The following is a 17,737-nucleotide window of genomic DNA, read 5'->3' on the forward strand; positions in this document are numbered from 1 at the left end:
CTCGGCCCGGTGAGCGGCACCGCCCGAGGGTCCGCGCACCGGAACGATCGCGGGCGCGGAGTCCGCCGTCGAACCTCTCCTCACCGAGCCGCGCCGGTGCGGCGGGCGGGCCGGAGGCGGCATCGGCCGGGAGGTCAGCCGCCTCCGCCGCCACCGCCGCCGCCACCGGCTCCCCCGCCACCGCCGCCGGCTCCGCCTCCGCCCATGCCGCCCCTGGAGCGGGTTCCGCCGCTGCCGCCCCGCTCCTTCACCGCGCGCGCTTCGAGGTTCATCCCGATCGCCCCCAGCACCAGGAAGACTGCCGCGGTGACCACGGCGGCGGCCACGATCCCGCCCGTGCCCGGCCCGCCGGAGTCCGCGGGCCCGGGGTCCCCGGCCACGGCGATCTCACCGGCCCGGCCGGTCACATCGACGCTGAAGGCCTGCCCCGGTTCGACGCGGTCCTGGGTGAACACCGCCCGGTCCCCGTCCCGCCGCACGTCCGTGCATCCGGCTCGGGAGCCGGGCGCGCCCGCGTAGCAGCGGGCGGTCTCGATACCGCCGGGCATGGCCACCCGGACGCGCACCGACTCCACCGGGACCGTCCAGCCGTCCCCGATGACGTCCTGGAACAGCCGCGGCCGCTCCCGGCCGTCCAGGGTCAGCAGGCCGCCGTACTCGTAGGCGATGACGAAGGTCTTCTCGCCCTTCAGCTCGGGGTCCGCGCCGGGCCGGCCGATGCGGACCTCGGTCCGCCCGCCGGCCTCCCGGACCTCGGTGGCGGCGACCCCGCCGGAGTCCTCCACCCGCACCCGGTCCAGCTCGAACGACCTGGTGCCGCCGCCGTCGATGCTCCCGCTGCCGGGCAGGTCGCGGCGGACCTGCCCGCCGTGCCCCGCGCCCAGGTCGTAGGTGATCTCCTCGCGGACCTGCACCGCACCGCCGGGGGTCACCGAGACGTCGGCGTCGAACGAGGTGACCGACCGCCCCTCGCCGGCCGCCGCCGGCGCGGCCGCCCACGGTCCCCCTGCCAGGAGCACCGCCGCGCCGACCGCCGCCGCCCCGCGCACCGCACGCCGCCGCCCGCCCGCTCCCGCTGAGAACACCATGGCCCCACCCTGCCGGATCCCCGGATGCCGGCCGCCGCCGGGGGCGCCTCGGCCCCGGCGGCCTCCGGGCCCGGGAGCCGGAGGATCGGGAACGCCCCTCGCGGGCGCCCGGGGCCGCCGCGCCGGGGGCCGGCCCGGACGCCTGGGGCGGGCAGGAGCCGAACCGTTCCGCCTCCCTGCCGCGGCCGCGTGCAGCATGATGGGCGAAGGCGACGGCGAAGGAGACGGCGATGGACCGCATTCCGCTGATCGGCGGGCCGCTCGACGGCGAGACCGTGCACCCCTCCGAGGTCCGCGACGGCCGGTACACGACGGCGCGCCGCATCGATGCCGGCGACGGCCGCGAGCCGCACCGGGAGCAGGTCACCTATCTCCTGCGCAAGGGCTCGACCCCGGTCTTCACCGAGACCTACGCCCAGGTGGTGGAACTGCGCCGCCGGTACCTGGAGGCCGGCGAGCGGGAGCGGGAGGAGATGATGGAAGAGGCCGCCGTCGCGGAGGCCCGGGTCACCGAACTTGCCAGGGTGCGGGAGTGGCTGGAGTGGGCGGCGCCCTGACGCGGTCGGAGCGGCCCGGCGCCCCCGCGCCGGGCCTTCGCCGCGTTCGGCTCGGGCGCCCTCGTCCCGTACGGGTACGGCGGCGCCGCCGGCGCGCCGGAGGCGGTCCCGCACCCGACCTCCCGGTCCCCGGCCGGGTCCCCGGCCTGCCCGGCGGCGCCGGCGGTCAGCTCTGCGGCCAGCACGCCATCGCGGTCCGGGCGACGGCGGCCAGCTCCTTCGCGTCGGCGCCGTCGCGGGCCTGCTGGGACATGCCCTGCACGACGGCGGCGTAGTAGCGGGCCAGCGCGCGGGGGTCGGCCCCGGGCGGCAGCTCCCCCTCCGCGCGGGCGGCGCGCAGCCGGCCGTCCAGGGCCTCGACGTTGGCGTTGCGCATTCCGCGCAGCAGCTCTTCGATCTCGGCGTCGGCCGGGGTGATGTTGGTGGCGGCGCTGATCACCAGGCATCCGGCCGGGTGCGCGGGGTCGGCGTAGTGGCGGGCGGCCTCGTCGAGGATGCGGGCGAACGCGGCGCGCGCGGTGGCCTCCTCGGCCAGGGCGCGGCCGACGAAGTCGCCCTGGGGGCTGCGCCGGTAGGCCTCCACCGCCTCGGTGAACAGCTTCTTCTTGTCGCCGAAGGCGGCGTACAGGCTGCCGGTGCGGATCCCCATGGCCGCGGTGAGGTCGCTGAGGGAGACCGCCTCGTAGCCGCGCTCCCAGAACAGGCGCACTGCGGCGGCCAGGGCGGCGTCGCGGTCGAAGGCGCGCGGGCGGCCGCGCGGGGTGGTCTTCTCGGCCATGCCCCCGATTATAGAGGGATCGTTCAAGAAACCGTGCTACCGTCTTTCTTGAACGATCCCTCAAAAAATCGTGGAAGGGTTGACCCCGCCATGCCCAGACCTCTCGAAGGCAAGAACGCACTGGTCACCGGCGCGAGCCGAGGCATCGGCCGCGCCATCGCCGAACGCCTGGCCGCCGACGGCGCCACCGTCGCCGTCGGCTACGCCAACCGCCGCGACGCCGCCGACCGGGTCGTCGCCGCCATCACCGCCGCAGGCGGTACCGCGTTCCCCCTGCCCGCCGCGCTCGGCGCCCACGGCGACGCCGCCGCCCTGTGGGCCGCCTACGACAAGGCCGTCGCCGAGCACACCGACCGGACCGGCGTCGACGTCCTCGTCAACAACGCCGCCCTCGGCACCAGCCCGGACCTGGACACCATCACCGAGGAGGAGTTCGACGACCTGTTCGCCACCAACGTCCGCGCGCCGCTGTTCATCGTCCAGCAGGGCCGCGAGCGCCTCCGCGACGGCGGCCGCATCATCAACATCTCCAGCGGCACCGCCCGGCTGGCGATGCCGGGCATCATGGCCTACGGGGCCACCAAGGGCGCCCTGGAGACCCTCACCCTCAACCTCGCCCAGCTCCTCGGGCCACGCGGCATCACCGTCAACTCCCTGGCACCGGGCATCGTCGACACCGACACCAACGCCGGCTGGCTGCGCGACGACCCCGACGCCCAGTCCTGGGCCGCCTCACTGGCCGCCCTGGGCCGCGTCGGACGCCCCGACGACATCTCCGGCATCGCCGCCTTCCTGGCCTCCGACGACGCCCGCTGGGTCACCGGCCGCACCATCGACGCGACGGGCGGCGCCCTCCTCGGGGTGTGAACACGGTGGGGCGGCCGGCCAGCCCCCACCCGAGACGACTCGAACGCCCGGCTCCGGGCCGCCGCGTCCGGCCCCGCACCCGCGGGGCCGGACGCGGCCATGCCGGCGGCCCACCGGCACCCCGGCCGTACCGGGGCGACCGCGGCCGCGGAACTGATGGCCGAGGTGGAGCGGGGGACCCGGCCGGACGCCTACCCGGTGGTGGTGCTGCCCTACCGCGACCTGATCCCGGCGGCGGGCGGAAAGCCGTACCGCGCATCGGGAAGCCTCGCGTGACCCGCGCTGCCGCGTGTCAGGGTCCGGCCGGGGCGAGGGGGCCGGGTCCGCGCGTTCAGAGCCCTCCGGGGGCGCTCAGGGCACGCGGTCGCCCCTCGACGGCCCAGCGAGTACGCGCGCCTCGCGATCGGATCCGGGGAGACATCCCCGATCCCGCGTTCCACCCGGTCGGGTGCGAGGCGACACGTGAGATTGGTATGACACGCGCCCGACTAGCCCAGCGCGATCGCACATGTCCTTACCCGGCTATCCGGCCTCGCGGTCCCCCATGCTGCCATGGCCGGGCGGCCGGTTCGAACCGGTTATCGCGTCCCCCGGGGCGAGGGACGTTCCGCCGGTGCCGCGGAGGAGGACCTTTCCGCTGCACACCGGGTCGAGGGAGGGGGCCTCGCGCCCGTACACGAGGATCCGCGCGACACGCAGGTCGACGGCGGCCTCCCGGCCGCGGACGCGGATGAAGCGGGCGCCCCGCGCGGTCCGCCGCAGGCAGCGCACCACCGCCTCGACGGCGCAGGGCCCGGCCCGCTCCACCTCGTGCACCAGGAGCTCGGCGCACTCCTCCAGTGGGGCTCCGGCCGGGCCCGGCGCAGAGGTCACGGCCGGTACCGGCGGCCGAGTTCGGCGATCTCGTCGACGGTGCCCGACATCAGGGCCGCGGCGTGCTCGGTGACCGCCTCGACGGGCCAGTCCCACCAGGCGGCGGCGGACATCCGCTCGGCGTCGGCCTCGGAGAAGCGGCGCCGGATCTCCTTGGCGGGGACCCCGCCGACCACGGTGTAGGGGGCGACGTCCCGGTTGACCAGGCTGCCGGTGGCGATGATCGCCCCGTCGCCGATCCGCACCCCGGGCATGACCGTCACGTCGCGGCCGATCCACACGTCGTTGCCGACCACGGTGTCGCCGCGGGAGGGGTTGTTGGCCAGGAACGCCTCCATGGTGGCCTCCCGCCACGCCCCCGGGAAGATCGTGAACGGGTAGGCGCTGGGCCCGCTGCTGACGTGCTCGCCGCCGAGCAGGAACCTGGTGCCGGCCGCGATCGAGCAGTACCGGCCGATGACCAGCCGCTCGGGGCCGTAGGCGTAGAGCATCCGGTCCTGCTCGAAGTCGCCCTCGTCCTCGGAGGCGTCGTAGTAGGTGTACTCGCCGACCTCCAGCAGCTCCGAGGTGACCGTGGGGCGGATGAAGACGCAGCGGCGGTCGCCGCCGCCGAGCGGGTGCGGGTCGGTGGGGTCGGGGGTCTGCACGCTTCCGGTGTCTCCTCGGGTCCTTTTCCCGGCGGCGGGCCGCGCCTCGCCTCCGGCGCCGGCCGCCCGGCGCCGGAGGAGTTTATCTCCCCTCCCGCCCCGCCGGACAGCGGGTTTCCGCGCCCGGCGGCGGGCCGGGCTCAGCCGCGGGCGGCGGCGTAGCGGTCCAGCGGGAACCCGGCGCCGGGCTCCGGAGCGGGGCCCAGGGGCACGCCGAGCCGGGCGGCGCCCCGCACCCCGGCCAGCACGGCCCCCGCCGCCCACTCCCGCAGCCGGACCCCGGTCCGGCCCGTGCGCGGCGCGATGAAACCGGTCGAGCGGCGTCCCATGTCCTGGGCCTCCTCCGCGTGCGGGCGCACCGCCGCCTCGTAGGCCGGGAAGGCCCGGGCGTGGTCGCCGCCGGCCGCGTCCAGCTCCCCCGCCAGAGCGACCGCCCCGAGCAGGGCCATCACGCTGCCCTGCCCGGTCATCGGGTCCGGGCAGTAGGCCGCGTCACCGAGGAGGACCACCCGGCCGCGGCTCCAGGAGTCCATCCTGACCTGCAGGGACGGCGCGAAGTGCAGGTCGGTCCCGCGCATGTCGCGCAGCAGCCCGGGAACCTCCCACCCGTCGCCGGCGTAGACCCGCTCCAGGAAGCGCCTCCGCTCCTCCCCGCTCATCCCGCGCATGTCCAGCGGCCGGCGGCTGCGGATCAGGAAGAGGCCCTCAGCCTCGGCGTTGCCCGGGAAGGTGGTGATCATGCAGCCCCGGTAGGGCCACACGTGGAACCGCATGGCGTCGCGCATGCCGAAGCGGTTGGGGACGGTGAAGATCGCGAGGTTGGTGCCGAGGAACCGGGTGTGGTCCGCGGTGCCCCCGCCGAACACCAGCCGGCGCACGGCGGAGTGCAGCCCGTCGGCGCCGACGACCAGGTCGAACCGGCGCGGCGCCCGCCCTTCGAACTCGACGTCCACCCCGCCCGGGTCCTGGTGCAGCGCGGCCACGGTGTCGTCGAAGAGGTACTCGGCGTCGTCGGCGGCCCGGTCGTACAGGATGCGGCCGAGCCGGTCGCGCCGGATCACCACCGCGTCCCTGCCGACCGGCGGGGCGGAGAAGCACCGGTCGCGCGGCCCCGCGACCAGTTCCGCGGACGGGGGTCCGCCGCCCTCGGCGCGCACCCGCTCCAGCACGCCCATCCGGTCCAGCACCCCCGTACCGGTGGAGGAGATCTCGATCCGGTACCCGGCGCCGCGCAGGCCGGGGGCGCGCTCCACGATCACCGGGGCGTATCCGCGGCGCGCCAGCCAGTACGCGAGCGCGGGCCCGGCCACCCCGCCCCCGGAGATGAGCACGGACGGTCTCCCCTTCGGCACGGGCTCCTCCTCGGGTCGGGAACGCGCTGGACGCCCAGCCTGCCCGATGGGGCTGACGGCGCGCTGACAGCGGACGCCCGGGGAGCCGCCGCCCTCCGGCCCGCTCCCCGCCCGGGGCGGGCCGCTCCCCTCCCGGGGCGGCCCGGCGGTCACAGCGCCGGGTCGGACTCCCCGGTCAGGGCCGCGGCCATCTCGTCGGCCACGCGCAGCGCGGCGTAGTGGTTGGAGGCGCCCCAAACGTCGTAGTCGACGGCGTAGACCTGCTCGTCCCGGACCGCGCGCAGCTCCGACCAGACGCCGCCGCCGAAGGTCTCGGGGGCCTCGGGGTAGCCGCTGCCGGACATCACGAACAGCACGTCGGCGTCGGCGCGCTCCAGGTTCTCGTGGCTCTCGGAGATGAAGTCGCGGCCGGCGTCGGCCTCGGCGTGCCCCTCGGGTCGGGCCAGCCCGATGTCCTCGGCGATCCCCCCGGAGAAGGAGTCCGGGGTCTCGATCCGGACCTCCTGCGCGCTCTGCAGGCGCAGCAGGGAGACCTCCTGCTCCGCCGGGTCGCCGGCGGCCTCCTCGATGCGGGCGCGGGCCCCGGCCACCGCGTCGGTGTACTCCCGCTCGGCCCGCTCCGCCTCGTCCTGGCGGCCGAGGACCTCGCCGACCTCGGCGAGGTGGCCGCGCCAGGACTCGGTCCCGGTCCACTCCAGCAGCACGGTGGGGGCGATCGCCTCCAGCTCGGGGAGCATGCCGGCCTGGGCGCCGTTCTCGGTGTCCACGCCGATGATCAGGTCGGGCCGGACCGCGCCGACCTTCTCCAGGTCGACCTGGTCCTCGGCGGCGGAGGCGGAGACGATCTCCAGGTCGGCGCCGTCCGCGCCGGGCGGCAGGAACGGCGCCAGCCCGCCGTCGCCGCCGGGGTCCCCGGCCGTGCCGGCGACCTCCGCCCCCAGCCGCACCGCCGCCGCCAGGGTCGGCCGCCACAGCACCACGACGCGCTGCGGGTCGGCGGGGACCTCGACCTCCCCGTTGGCGGCGGCGACGGTGCGCGTCCCGCCCTCGGCGCCCTGCGGGCCGGCGGCCCCGGACCCGCATCCGGCCAGGGCGGTCAGGACGGCGGCGCCGGCGGCGAGCGCGGCGGCGGTACGGGGAAGGGGCATCTGCACTCCCGTCGGGCCGGGGAACCGGGGACCCGGGTTCGGTTAGGCGAACCTTACCTCGAACCGGGCGGCGCGGTCACGCACCGCCTCCCGCCCGACCGGGACACCCGCCCCACCGCGCACCGGAGCATGCGCAGACCCGCGCCCGGCCCGGCGGCGGGCCATGGCCTGCTCCCCGCCCCGGCGGGCGCGGTCCGCCCGGTCCCCTCGCCCGGTCGGCTTCCCCCCGCTCTCGCGCCCGCCGCGGGCATCCACCGCTCGACAAGATACCCCCAGGGGGTATACGGTCCCCTCAGTCGACCCCGAGCGGCAGGAAGGCCCCCACCATGCGATTGTTCGCGATCCGCGACTACCGCCACCTGTTCAGCGCCCAGGTCATCGCGCTGTTCGGCACCGGCCTGGCGACGGTCGCCCTCGGGCTGCTCGCCTACGAGCTCGCCGGCCCCGCTGCCGGCGCGGTCCTCGGCACCGCGCTGACCATCAAGATGGTCATGTACGTCCTCATCGCGCCGCTGGCCGCCGCCTACGTCGACCGCCTGCCCAGACGGGCGTTCCTCACCCTGCTCGACGCGGTCCGCGCCGGGGTGGTGATCGCCCTGCCGTTCGTCACCGAGGTCTGGCACGTCTACGTCCTGATCGGCGTCCTCCAGGCCGCATCGGCGGCGTTCACACCGACGTTCCAGGCGGTCATCCCCGACATCGTGACCAAGGAGAGCGACTACACCCGCGCACTGTCGGCCTCCCAGGTCGCCTACACCATGGAGAGCCTGCTCAGCCCGGTGCTCGCGGCGGTCGCGCTGACGTTCATGACCTTCGACCGGCTGTTCATCGGCACCTCGATCGGGTTCGCCGCGTCCGCGCTGCTGGTGCTGTCGACCCGCATCCCCGACGCCCGCCCCAGCGCCCACACGAGCGCCCGGGACCGCATCGCATCGGGGATCGCGACCTTCGCCGCGACCCCGCGGCTGAGGGGCGTCATGGCGTTGAACCTGGTGGTCGCCGCGGCGGGGTCGATCGTGGTCGTCAATACCGTCAACCACGTTCGCGACGGGCTCGGCGGCACGCAGGCCGACGTCGCCTGGATGCTCGCCTCCTCCGGCGGCGGGACGCTGCTGGTCGCGCTGGCCCTGCCGCGCGTGCTCGACCGGATCGCCGACCGCGCGGTGATGACGACCGGCGCCGGCGTCCTCGTCGCCGGGGTGACCGCGGCGGTCGCGATGACCGCGACCGGCCTCGCCTCCTGGGCGGTCACCGCCGCCGTGTGGGTGGTCATCGGCGCCGGCATGGCACTGATCATCACCCCGACCGGGCGGGTGATCCGGGCCTCGGTCCCCGCGAACGCGCTCCCCGGGGCCTTCGCCGCCCAGTTCTCCCTGTCGCACCTGGCATGGCTGGTCACCTACCCGATCGCCGGGTGGATCGGCACGGGCACCGGGTTCACCCTCGCGTGGTCGATCCTCGCCGCCCTCACCGTCACCGGGGCCGCGGCCGCACCGGCGCTGTGGCCGCGCGAGCGCGAGGCCGGAGCCGTCCGGCCGCAGGCCCCCGCCGAGGCGGCCGGAGCGGACGGGAAGGCCGGGGAGACCGGGGAACCCGGGGCGCTCGCTCTGCGCGGCGACGAGGCGCAGACCGCGGAAGGCACTCTCGCGGCCGGCCAGTGCGCCTGCACCCGCACCGTCTGACCCCTCGGGCGGGGCCGCGCGGCCGTCTCCATGAGCGATCGGCGGCGGACGCCGGCCCCGCCCGGGGCACATGCCGAAGCCGCCGAGCAGGTCGCCGCGCCGCCCCTCGGACACCACGCACATGCCGCTGCCCCTGCCCGCGTCCCTCGACCCGGGCAGGCGGTGACTCGCCGACGCCCGAAGGGGCCGCCGCCCCGGACCGCCGCCCGCCGGCCGCTCAGCGGAACAGCGCGGCGTTCTCCCGGGCCCACTCGGCGAAGGACCGCGGCGGCGCCCCGGTCAGCTCGCGCACCCCGGCGGTGACCGCGGCCGCGTCCGGGCGCGTCTCCGCCGCGGCCAGCAGCGCCTCGACCAGGGCCGGCGGCCGCCCGTCGGCGAGCATCCGCTCCCGCGCCTCCCGCACCGGGACCGCCTCGAAGCGCAGCGGCCGGCCGACCGCCTCCCCGATGGCGCGGACCTGGTCGGCCCTGCTCAGCACCTGCGGACCGGTCAGCACGCACCCGGCCCCCCGGTGCCCCTCCCCGGTCAGCGCGCGCACCGCCGCGGCCGCGACGTCGCCCTCGTGCACCACCGCCGCCGGGGCGATGTCGGGGCCGCGGACCACCCCCGAGGCCCTGATCTGGCCCGCCCACCCCCGCGCGTTGGAGGCCAGCGTCTCCGAGCGCAGCACGGTCCACTCCGGTACGGCCGCCTCGACCAGCCGCTCCATGCCGGCGTGCAGCCCGGTGATCGGGTCGCTCTGCCGCTCGGCGCCCCGGTCCACCTCGGAGGAGGAGAGGTAGACGACCCGGCGGGCACGGCGCGCGACGGCCTCCAGCACCGCGGGGGCGCCCGCGGTGTCGAGGAAGGGCCAGATCAGGAAGACCGCGCCGACGCCCTCCAGCGCCGCGTCCAGGGTCTCCGGGGCGGCCAGGTCTCCGGCCGCGGCCTCGGCGCCCTCCGGCAGGGCCGCCGCGGGGTCGCGGACCAGGGCCCGCACCGAGGCCCCCTCGGCCAGGAGGCCGGCGGCGACCCGCCGCCCGACGCTGCCGGTCGCACCGGTCACGAGAATGTCGCTCATGCGGACACCAGCCCCTCCCGCCCCGCGGGTATTCCCGCGCCCCGAAGGAACCCGGAGGACGGCGGGCCGGAGCCGGGTCAGTCCGGGACGGCCGCCTCCGGGCCGGCGCGGGCCAAGTGAGCGAGCGCGTCCAGGGCCGCGGCCAGCTCCGCCTCCTCCGGCGCCACCAGGGCCAGGCGGACCGCCGGCGGCGCCCCGCCCCGCACCGCGGTGAACGCCGAGGCCGGGCTGACCGCGATGCCCAGCCGGGCGGCCGCGGCGGTGAACGCCTCCCCGCGCCACGGCTCGGGCAGCCGCCACCAGCAGTGGAACGCCCCCGGGTCGGCGGTGACGTCGAAACCCGCGAGCCGCTCCGCCGCGATCGCCTGCCGGCGCGCCGCCGCCTCCCGCCGGGCCCGCTCCAGCCCGCCGACGACGCCGTCCGCGATGAGCTCGGCGGCCGCCTCCTGGGCGAACCCGGTGGCCGCCCACGCGCCGGAGCGCAGCGCCGCGGCGACCCGCCCGCGCAGCGCCGGCGGCGCGCAGGCGATGCCGATGGTCAGCCCGGGGCCGACCCGCTTGGACAGGCTGTCGACCAGCACCACGCGCCCGGGCGCCCGCGCCGCCAGCGGCTCCGGCCCCGGCTTGAGGAACGCATAGATCGCGTCCTCCACCGCGGGCAGGCCCAGCTCCTCCAGGACCGCGGCGACCCGGGCCCGCCGCCCCGGCGGCATGGTGGCGCCGAGCGGGTTGTGCAGGGTCGGCTGCAGGTAGACGGCGTCCAGCGGGGCCGACCGGTGCGCGCGGCGGAGCGCCTCGGGGTCCATCCCCTCCCCGTCCACCGCCACCGGGACCAGCACCGCGCCCAGCCGGGCCGCGATGCCCTTCGCCACCGGGTAGGTCAGGCTCTCCACGGCGACCCGCCCGCCCGCCGGGACCAGGGCCGACAGCGCCGCCGCGATGGCCTGGCGCCCGTTCCCGGCGAACAGCACCCCCTCCGGGTCGGGCGCCCACCCGCCCCGGGCCACCGCACCGGCCGCCGCCGCGCGCAGCGCCGGGCCGCCCGCCGCCCCCACCGGGCCCAGCGCCGCCTCCAGCGCGCCGCGGCGCAGCACCCGGCCCACCGCCGCGGCGATCCGCTCGCCCCACTCCCCCGGCGGCAGGTGGTTGAGCTCCAGGTCGACCAGGGCCCCGCCCGGCTCGGCCAGCGGCGGGTCGGCCGGCGGGCGCCCGACGCGCACATAGGTGCCCCGCCCCACCTCCCCGGTGACCAGGCCGCGCCGGGCCAGCTCCCGGTAGACGCGGGCCGCCGTGGAGGGGGCGATGCCCCGCTCCCGCGCGAACCGGCGCTGCGGCGGGAGCCGGCGGCCGGGCCGGATCCGCCCCGCCGCGATGTCGGCCGCCACACCGTCGGCGATCGCCCGGTAGTCCTCCATGCGCCCCTCCGCCGGCTCCGTCTCGGCGCGATCTCGCATTGCACCGAGTGCAATCCAGACTATTGCACCGAGGATTCGGGGGCGCCTAGCGTCGCCCCGTACCCGCCGCCCTCCGAGAGGAGCCCCCATGCCCACCGCGTCCCTGCGCGGAATCACCCTCGCCTACGACGACGCCGGCCCCCGGCGCACGGCCGCCCCGCCGGTGCTGCTCGTGCACGGCCACCCCTTCGACCGCACCATGTGGCGCCCCCAGACCGAGCGGCTGGCCGCCGCCGGGCACCGGGTGATCGTCCCCGACCTGCGCGGCTACGGGGAGAGCACGGTGCGCGGCGGCACCTGCCCGCTGTCGGAGTTCGCCCGCGACGCCGCCGCCCTGCTGGACCTGCTCGGCCTCCCCGGCGCCGTGGTCGGCGGCCTGTCCATGGGCGGCCAGATCGCCATGGAGTTCCACCGCCTCTTCCCCGAGCGGGTGCGCGGCCTGCTCCTGGCCGCCGCCTCCGCCCCGCCGGAGACCCCCGAAGGGCGCGCCCGCCGGGCCGCCATGGCCGACCGGCTGCTCGCCGAGGGCATGGCCGGCTACGCCCGCGAGGTCCTCGACTCGATGGTCGGCGCCCGCACCCGCGCCGAGCGCCCCCGCGTCGCCGAGCACGTGCTGAACATGATGCTGGCCGCCCCGCCCGAAGGGGCCGCCGCGGCGCTGCGCGGCCGGGCGCTGCGCCCGGACCCCCGGCCCTCGCTACGCAGGGCCGCGGTCCCCGTCCTGGCCGTCGCCGGAACCGAGGACCCCTTCACACCGCTCGCCGACGCCCGGCTCATCCGCGACCTGGTACCCGGCGCCCGCCTGGCCGCCGTCCCGGGCGCCGCCCACCTGCCCAACCTGGAGCGCCCGGAGGACTTCGATCCGCACCTGGAGGCGCTGATCGGGGAGGCGGCCGCCCACCGCACCGCACCGGACGGGACAATCGCCCCATGAGCAACGACCATCAGCCGACCGTCTTCGTCACCGGCGCCAGCGCCGGGTTCGGCGCCGCCATCGCCCGCCGCTTCGCCGCCGAGGGGGCCCGCATCGTGGCGGCCGCCCGCCGCACCGAGCGCCTGGACGCGCTCCGCGAGGAGCTCGGCAAGGAGACCGTCCACCCGGTCCGGTTGGACGTGCGCGACCGCGCCGCCGTGGAGCGGGCGGTCGCCGAACTCCCCGCTCTCTTCGCCGAGGTGGACGTCCTGGTGAACAACGCCGGCCTGGCCCTGGGGCTGGGCCCGGCCCAGGAGGCCGACCCCGACGACTGGCAGCGCATGCTCGACACCAACTGCGCCGGGCTCATGTACTGCACCCGCGCCCTGCTGCCCGGCATGGTCGAGCGGAACCGCGGCCACATCGTCAACATCGGCTCCACCGCCGCCCACTACCCCTACCCCGGCGGCAACGCCTACGGGGCGACCAAGGCGTTCGTGCACCAGTTCAGCCGCAACCTCCGCACCGACCTGCACGGCACCGCCGTCCGCGTCACCTGCGTCGACCCGGGCCTGGTCGGCGGCACCGAGTTCTCCGCGGTCCGCTTCTCCGGCGACGCCGAGCGCGCCGCCGCCCCCTACGAGGACACCGAGCCGCTCACCCCCGAGGACGTCGCGGACGCCGTGTACTGGGCGGCCTCCCGCCCGGCCCGGGTCAACATCAACGCCATCGAGCTGATGCCGGTGGTGCAGAGCGCCGGCCCGCTGCGCGTCCACCGCTCCCAGGGCTGACCCGCGCCCGCCGGCCTGCCCGGGCCGGCGGGCCGCGCCTCACCCCTCCAGCTTCATCCCGACGAACCCCAGCATCAGCAGGAAGACGTCGATCAGGAAGAACGCCGCCCCCAGCCAGAACCCCCACATCGCCAGGGCCCGGCCGCGCAGCCGCTCCACGTGGGTGACCCGCAGGGCGTAGGCGCCGATCAGCGCCGCCAGCGCGGGCACCAGCGCGAACAGCCCGAACAGCGGCGTCGTCACGACACTGAGCAGGCCCAGGACGAACGCGGTGACCGCGGAGCCGGACAGCCGCGCGGGCCGCTGCCGGGGCGGCGGGGTCTGGTGGGGGTACACGTCTCTCCAAAGGTGGACGGGGCGCAGGGGCCGGGCGGCCCGGGGCGGCTCCGGGGGCACGCCCGCGACCGGCGGGCGGGGCTGAGGCCGGCCGGCCCGGGGCCGCCTCCGCGGACCGGTCGGCGCGCGGAGGAAAGACGACGATACCGCCTCCCGGCCCACACCGGCATCCTGCGCCCCACGGGCCCGCGGCCGCCCGGTCGGCAGAACCGTCCGTCGCCCCACCGGCCCGCTCCGCCGGCCCGCGGGCCGGGGTCAGCGCTCCGGCGCCGCCTCCGCGGCCAGCCCGCGGAGCAGGATCCGCACCCCCCGCCGGAACGCCTCGGCGTCGGGGACCGAGCGGGCGCAGGCCGCGGTCTCGCCGAGCAGCGGGAGGCCCTCCCCCTCCAGCGCCGCCAGCGCCCCGGTCCCCTCCCCGGCCAGCGGCCCCAGGTGCTCGGCCTGGAGCGCGCCGATCACATAGCCGCTGAACAGGCGGAAGGCGACCACCCGGTCCTCCCCGGCGAAACCCGCCTCGGTGAGCGCGCCGAGCACCGCCTCCCCCCACCGGTGCGAGGACGGGGCGCGGTGCCGCCGGGCCTGCATCAGGGGGAGCGCGCCCGGGTGGCCGAGCAGCGCGGCGCGGACCCGCTCGGCCAGCTCGGCCAGGCGGGACTCCCAGGGCCCGCCCGGGACCCCGGTGTCCACCGCGGACAGGACCCGCTCCACGACGAGCTCCTCCAGCTCCTCGCGGCCGGTGACGTAGCGGTAGAGCGACATGGTGCCCATGCCGAGCTCGGCGGCGACCGCGCGCATGGTCAGCGCGGCGGCGCCGTCGCGGTCCAGTACCGCCAGCGCGGCGTCGGCGATCCGGGGGCCGGTGAGCGATCGGGGTCGGGGCATCTCGTTGACAGCGTACAAGATACGCGCATAACGTCGTAGGCGTACGAGATACCCCTACGGATCGAGGCCGGCCATGCCCTCCCCCCTCGCCCCCGGAACCGCCATCACCCCGCGCACCCTCACCGGCGTGCACGGCGACCCCATCCCCCTGCCCGACCCCCACCGCACCGTCCACCTGCAGTTCCGCCGCTTCGCCGGCTGCCCGATCTGCAACCTGCACCTGCGCTCGTTCACCCTGCGCCGCGACGACATCACCGCCGCCGGAATACGCCCGATCGCCGTCTTCCACTCCCCCGCCGACCAGCTCCTCCCGCACGCGGAGAGCATCGGCGCCGACCTGGTCCCCGACCCCGGGCGCCGCCTCTACCGCGCCTTCGCCGTCGAAACCTCCCCCCGGGCCCTGCTCTCCCCCCGCGCCTGGCCCGGCATCGCCCGCGCCGTCGCCGCCACCCTGCGCCCCGGCCCCCGCGGCCTCCGGCAGCCCCCGCCCCCGCTCCGCGTCCCCGGCGGCCGGTTCGGCCTGCCCGCCGACTTCCTCATCTCCCCCGACGGCACCCTGCTCGCCCGCGAATACGGCACCCACGCCGACGACCAGTGGTCCGTCGACGAACTCCTCACCCTGGCCCGCCGCTGACCGGCCCTGTCCCCGCCCCCGGATAGGTTGCCCCATGCCGCTCGAGAACGACCCCGGGAACGACCGCCCCGCCCCCGCCGGGCCGGGCCCGACCGCGCGCCTGCTCACCCGCCCCTACGCACACCTCCTGGAGACCACCGGGCCCGCCCCCGAGGAGGACCTCCTCACCGCCGAGCGGGCGGTCGGCCGCCCCCTCCCCGGCGACCTCGCCGCACTGCTGCGGGAGAGCGACGGGATCGACGGCGAGTACGGGCTCGGCCTGGTCTGGAGCGCACGGCGGATCGCCGAGGAGAACCGGCGGATGCGCTCCTCCGCCCTCACCGGGCTGTACATGCCCTTCGAACCGCTGCTCTTCTTCGGCGACGCCGGAAACGGAGACCTCTTCGCCCACCGCATCCTGGGCGGCCGCGCCGACCCCGCCGGAGTGTTCGCCTGGAAGCACGAGACCGACGACCGGGTATGGGTCGCCCCCGGCCTGGAGACCTACATCGACCGACGGCTCACCGGCCGCTTCTCCCTCTGCCCCCGGCCGCCGGGCCAGGACCCCGCGGGACCCGGCGCCCTCACTCCCGGCCCGGCCGCCACGAGGCCGCGACCCGGGCCGAGAGCAGACCGGCCGCCGCCCCGAAGACCAGCGCCAGCACCACGGCCCCCAGTGCGATCGAGGCCAGCGTGTCCGGAGGAGCCACCGGCACCTGGCGGTTCTGCTGGACGACCGTGCCCAGCGGCAGGCTCAGCAGCGCCGCCAGAACCGCCGACACCGCCATCGGAGCCGCCAGGAACCCCGACGCCACCCCCAGATACCAGCGGCGGCGGCCGGTCAGCGCACTCAGCGGAGCCGTCGACCGCGCCGCCTCCACGAAGTTCCCGCCCGCCCCGATCAGCCCGGCCACCGCCAGCAAAGCCATGCCCCAGGTCCCCAGCAGCACCCCCCACTCGGACAGCCGCGCATTGGCCGGAGTCATCTCCAGCGAGGCCAGCCGCTCCACCTGGGTGGTCGGTCCCAGGACCGGCTGCACCGCATCGTGCACCCCCGACCTCGTCAGGGGATCCTCCGGCGGGGAGAGCACCACCAGCCGCTCCACCTCCCCCTCCGCCGGCGCCACCGGAGCCGCATGGACCAGCACATCGCCCCCGACCTGCCACGCGCGCAGCTCCGCCAGGCGCACGTCCCCGGCCCCGGCCTCCACCGGGACCGGCCGCCCGGGGCACCCCAGGCCCAGAGAGCGCAGGGTCGGACAAGGTGCCCGCAGCACCGGCGGACCGCCCCCCTCGGTGTCGACGGCCACCAGCCGGGCCCGCCCCGGCAGAACCCCGCCCGCCTCCGCGATCCGCCCCGCGTCCAGACCGTACGCCCGCAACTGCAGAGCACTGTCGCCCACGCGCTCATTGGCCAGACGCGCCTCCAACGAGGTCAGCGTCTCCGACGCCAGGAAGTAATGGACGTTGACCACGGTGACCACACCGATGACCACCGGAGCCACCAGCCGGGCCACGACCCCCGGGCGGTGCTCGCACCACCGCCCCGCCACGATCCACGCGGGACGGCCCGCACGCAGCCCCCGGCGAGCCGCCGCGGCACCCGCCCAGGCGATCGCGGCCGCCATCGCCGAAGGGGCCGCCACCAGCGCCGCGACGAGCCCGACCGCATAGACCGGGACCGCCAGGCCGCTCCCCGGCGGAAACAAGGCCGCCGCCGAGGCCACCCCCGTACCCACCGCGAACAGCCCGATCTTCCAGGTCGCCACCGGCCCCTGCACCGAGCGGGGCCGCACCGCCCCGCGCCGGGCCCACCGGGCGTGCAGCGCGGCGCACCCCGCCGCACAGGCGGCGACCGACACCGCCACCGCCCCGAGCAGCAGCCACCCGCCCCGCCGGACATCGGCGGCGCGCAGGGTGTAGTCGATCCCGGGAACCCCGGTGTCGGCGAGCAGCAGCGGAACGGCCGCCAGAGCCGCGGCGGCGGCCCCCGCCAGGACCGGCGGCAGGCAGGAGGACAGCCCCACCAGGAACCGGTGCCGGGTGCCCGCGCCCAGCGCGGTGAGCAGGGCGTCGCGGCGGTCCCGCCCGGCCGCCGCCCAGCGGGCCGCCACCACGAACAGGGCCGCGGCGGGCAGGACCACGAACACCAGGTAGGCGGCGGCCATCAACCGCGGCGCGGCCGGGGTGAAGGTGATGCCCTCCCCGAACGGGAACGAGCCCGGCGGGCCGAACCCGGTGATCGGGTACATCCAGTCCTCGGGCACCGCGGCGTCCTCGGGCAGGCCCACATAGGCCAGGCGCTCGGCGGGAGAGAGCAGCCCCTCAGGGCCGATGGCCCCGGCGTGGCGGCCGTAGCGCCCGGTGATCCCGGGCTCGGCGGCGGCCAGCGCAGGGGAGAGATACGCTTCACCCGACGCGGGCCACTCCGGCAGGCCGGGCGGGGGCGGCGCACCGGAGCCGGCGCCGTCGAGGTAGACCACCGAGTGCTGCCAGCGCCCGGCGCTGTCCGGGCGCTCCCCCCAGTAGGCCGCCGCCTGCTCGGCGGAGGCGGCGATGACGGGCCGGCGCTGGGCCTCGCGCAGGGCCCGCCCCTCGAAGGTCGCCGCGATCACCGCGGCGCCCAGCAGCACGGCGGTGAGCGCGGCCGCCGCGGCGGCGAGCACCGCGCGGCGGACCCGCTCCGGCGCCCCGCC

18 protein-coding genes and 1 pseudogene are annotated in these 17,737 nt (G+C 77.3%); 8 read left to right on the forward strand and 11 right to left on the reverse strand.

All coding sequences use genetic code 11. From position 1 onward, the window contains the following. Positions 1-134 precede the first annotated feature (134 nt). A complete protein-coding gene (locus tag D459_RS36335) occupies positions 135-1,088 on the reverse strand; it encodes a DUF2207 domain-containing protein (RefSeq protein ID WP_081620447.1) in 954 nt (317 codons plus the stop codon). Between the two features lie 230 nt (positions 1,089-1,318). Here D459_RS36335 and D459_RS0104640 point away from each other — a divergent pair, with 230 nt between their 5' ends. Beyond that, positions 1,319-1,645: a hypothetical protein gene (locus tag D459_RS0104640; protein WP_017591830.1), complete on the forward strand. Its 327-nt coding sequence runs from the start codon at positions 1,319-1,321 to the stop codon at positions 1,643-1,645. Positions 1,646-1,811: 166 nt separating this feature from the next. On the opposite strand, the gene D459_RS0104645 is transcribed toward D459_RS0104640, so the two are convergent. Further along, the gene (locus D459_RS0104645) at positions 1,812-2,423 is read right to left on the reverse strand and encodes a TetR/AcrR family transcriptional regulator (protein ID WP_017591831.1); all 612 of its coding nucleotides are present in this window, start codon (positions 2,421-2,423) and stop codon (positions 1,812-1,814) included. A 90-nt stretch (positions 2,424-2,513) separates the two neighbouring features. On the opposite strand from D459_RS0104645, the gene D459_RS0104650 reads away from it, so the two are divergent. Continuing rightward, positions 2,514-3,290, forward strand: coding sequence for an SDR family oxidoreductase (locus D459_RS0104650; protein ID WP_017591832.1), 777 nt, complete (start codon positions 2,514-2,516; stop codon positions 3,288-3,290). A gap of 99 nt (positions 3,291-3,389) precedes the next feature. After that, entirely contained in the window at positions 3,390-3,566 is a 177-nt protein-coding gene (locus tag D459_RS35785; protein WP_017591833.1) for a hypothetical protein, read from the forward strand. A 246-nt stretch (positions 3,567-3,812) separates the two neighbouring features. On the opposite strand, the gene D459_RS0104660 is transcribed toward D459_RS35785, so the two are convergent. The 4 genes from D459_RS0104660 to D459_RS0104675 all read right to left on the reverse strand — a co-directional run bounded on the left by D459_RS0104660 (position 3,813) and on the right by D459_RS0104675 (position 7,310). Next, positions 3,813-4,163, reverse strand: coding sequence for a hypothetical protein (locus D459_RS0104660; protein WP_017591834.1), 351 nt, complete (start codon positions 4,161-4,163; stop codon positions 3,813-3,815). Further along, positions 4,160-4,810, reverse strand: coding sequence for a CatB-related O-acetyltransferase (locus D459_RS0104665; RefSeq protein WP_017591835.1), 651 nt, complete (start codon positions 4,808-4,810; stop codon positions 4,160-4,162). The genes D459_RS0104660 and D459_RS0104665 overlap by 4 nt, the downstream gene beginning before the upstream one ends. Positions 4,811-4,950: 140 nt before the next feature. Continuing rightward, the gene (locus D459_RS0104670) at positions 4,951-6,162 is read right to left on the reverse strand and encodes an FAD-dependent monooxygenase (protein WP_152522893.1); all 1,212 of its coding nucleotides are present in this window, start codon (positions 6,160-6,162) and stop codon (positions 4,951-4,953) included. Between the two features lie 149 nt (positions 6,163-6,311). After that, entirely contained in the window at positions 6,312-7,310 is a 999-nt protein-coding gene (locus D459_RS0104675) for an iron-siderophore ABC transporter substrate-binding protein (RefSeq protein WP_017591837.1), read from the reverse strand. A 326-nt stretch (positions 7,311-7,636) separates the two neighbouring features. Between D459_RS0104675 and D459_RS0104680 the strand changes: the two genes are divergently transcribed. Then, the gene (locus D459_RS0104680; protein ID WP_026120057.1) at positions 7,637-8,992 is read left to right on the forward strand and encodes an MFS transporter; all 1,356 of its coding nucleotides are present in this window, start codon (positions 7,637-7,639) and stop codon (positions 8,990-8,992) included. A gap of 217 nt (positions 8,993-9,209) precedes the next feature. On the opposite strand, the gene D459_RS0104685 is transcribed toward D459_RS0104680, so the two are convergent. Together D459_RS0104685 and D459_RS0104690 are read right to left on the reverse strand one after the other, a co-directional pair. After that, positions 9,210-10,052 carry an NAD(P)H-binding protein gene (locus tag D459_RS0104685; protein WP_017591839.1) on the reverse strand — a complete coding sequence of 281 codons (843 nt, stop codon included), beginning with the start codon at positions 10,050-10,052 and terminating at the stop codon, positions 9,210-9,212. 77 nt (positions 10,053-10,129) lie between these two features. Continuing rightward, complete coding sequence (locus D459_RS0104690) at positions 10,130-11,467, reverse strand: aminotransferase-like domain-containing protein (RefSeq protein WP_017591840.1); 1,338 nt, start codon at positions 11,465-11,467, stop codon at positions 10,130-10,132. Between the two features lie 127 nt (positions 11,468-11,594). Between D459_RS0104690 and D459_RS0104695 the strand changes: the two genes are divergently transcribed. After that, positions 11,595-12,440, forward strand: coding sequence for an alpha/beta fold hydrolase (locus D459_RS0104695; RefSeq protein ID WP_017591841.1), 846 nt, complete (start codon positions 11,595-11,597; stop codon positions 12,438-12,440). Further along, positions 12,437-13,210 (forward strand): SDR family oxidoreductase, encoded by a 774-nt coding sequence (locus D459_RS0104700; protein WP_017591842.1) that lies wholly within the window; start codon positions 12,437-12,439, stop codon positions 13,208-13,210. Before D459_RS0104695 ends, D459_RS0104700 begins: the two co-directional genes overlap by 4 nt. Before the next feature lie 39 nt (positions 13,211-13,249). Here D459_RS0104700 and D459_RS0104705 read toward each other — a convergent pair whose 3' ends face one another. After that, complete coding sequence (locus D459_RS0104705; protein WP_017591843.1) at positions 13,250-13,546, reverse strand: hypothetical protein; 297 nt, start codon at positions 13,544-13,546, stop codon at positions 13,250-13,252. A 255-nt stretch (positions 13,547-13,801) separates the two neighbouring features. After that, on the reverse strand, positions 13,802-14,428 hold the full coding sequence (locus tag D459_RS0104710; RefSeq protein WP_017591844.1) for a TetR/AcrR family transcriptional regulator C-terminal domain-containing protein: 627 nt from the start codon (positions 14,426-14,428) through the stop codon (positions 13,802-13,804). A 73-nt stretch (positions 14,429-14,501) separates the two neighbouring features. Between D459_RS0104710 and D459_RS0104715 the strand changes: the two genes are divergently transcribed. Both D459_RS0104715 and D459_RS37535 read left to right on the forward strand, forming a co-directional pair. Continuing rightward, complete coding sequence (locus tag D459_RS0104715) at positions 14,502-15,062, forward strand: peroxiredoxin-like family protein (protein ID WP_017591845.1); 561 nt, start codon at positions 14,502-14,504, stop codon at positions 15,060-15,062. A 34-nt stretch (positions 15,063-15,096) separates the two neighbouring features. After that, positions 15,097-15,546: pseudogene (locus D459_RS37535) on the forward strand (SMI1/KNR4 family protein); the annotation flags it as partial. 79 nt (positions 15,547-15,625) lie between these two features. Here the strand turns inward: D459_RS37535 and D459_RS0104725 are convergent. Further along, entirely contained in the window at positions 15,626-17,707 is a 2,082-nt protein-coding gene (locus D459_RS0104725) for a hypothetical protein (RefSeq protein ID WP_017591847.1), read from the reverse strand. Positions 17,708-17,737 lie beyond the last annotated feature (30 nt).

Source organism: Nocardiopsis potens DSM 45234, from assembly GCF_000341105.1.
Classification (GTDB): Bacteria; Actinomycetota; Actinomycetes; order Streptosporangiales; family Streptosporangiaceae; genus Nocardiopsis_A; species Nocardiopsis_A potens.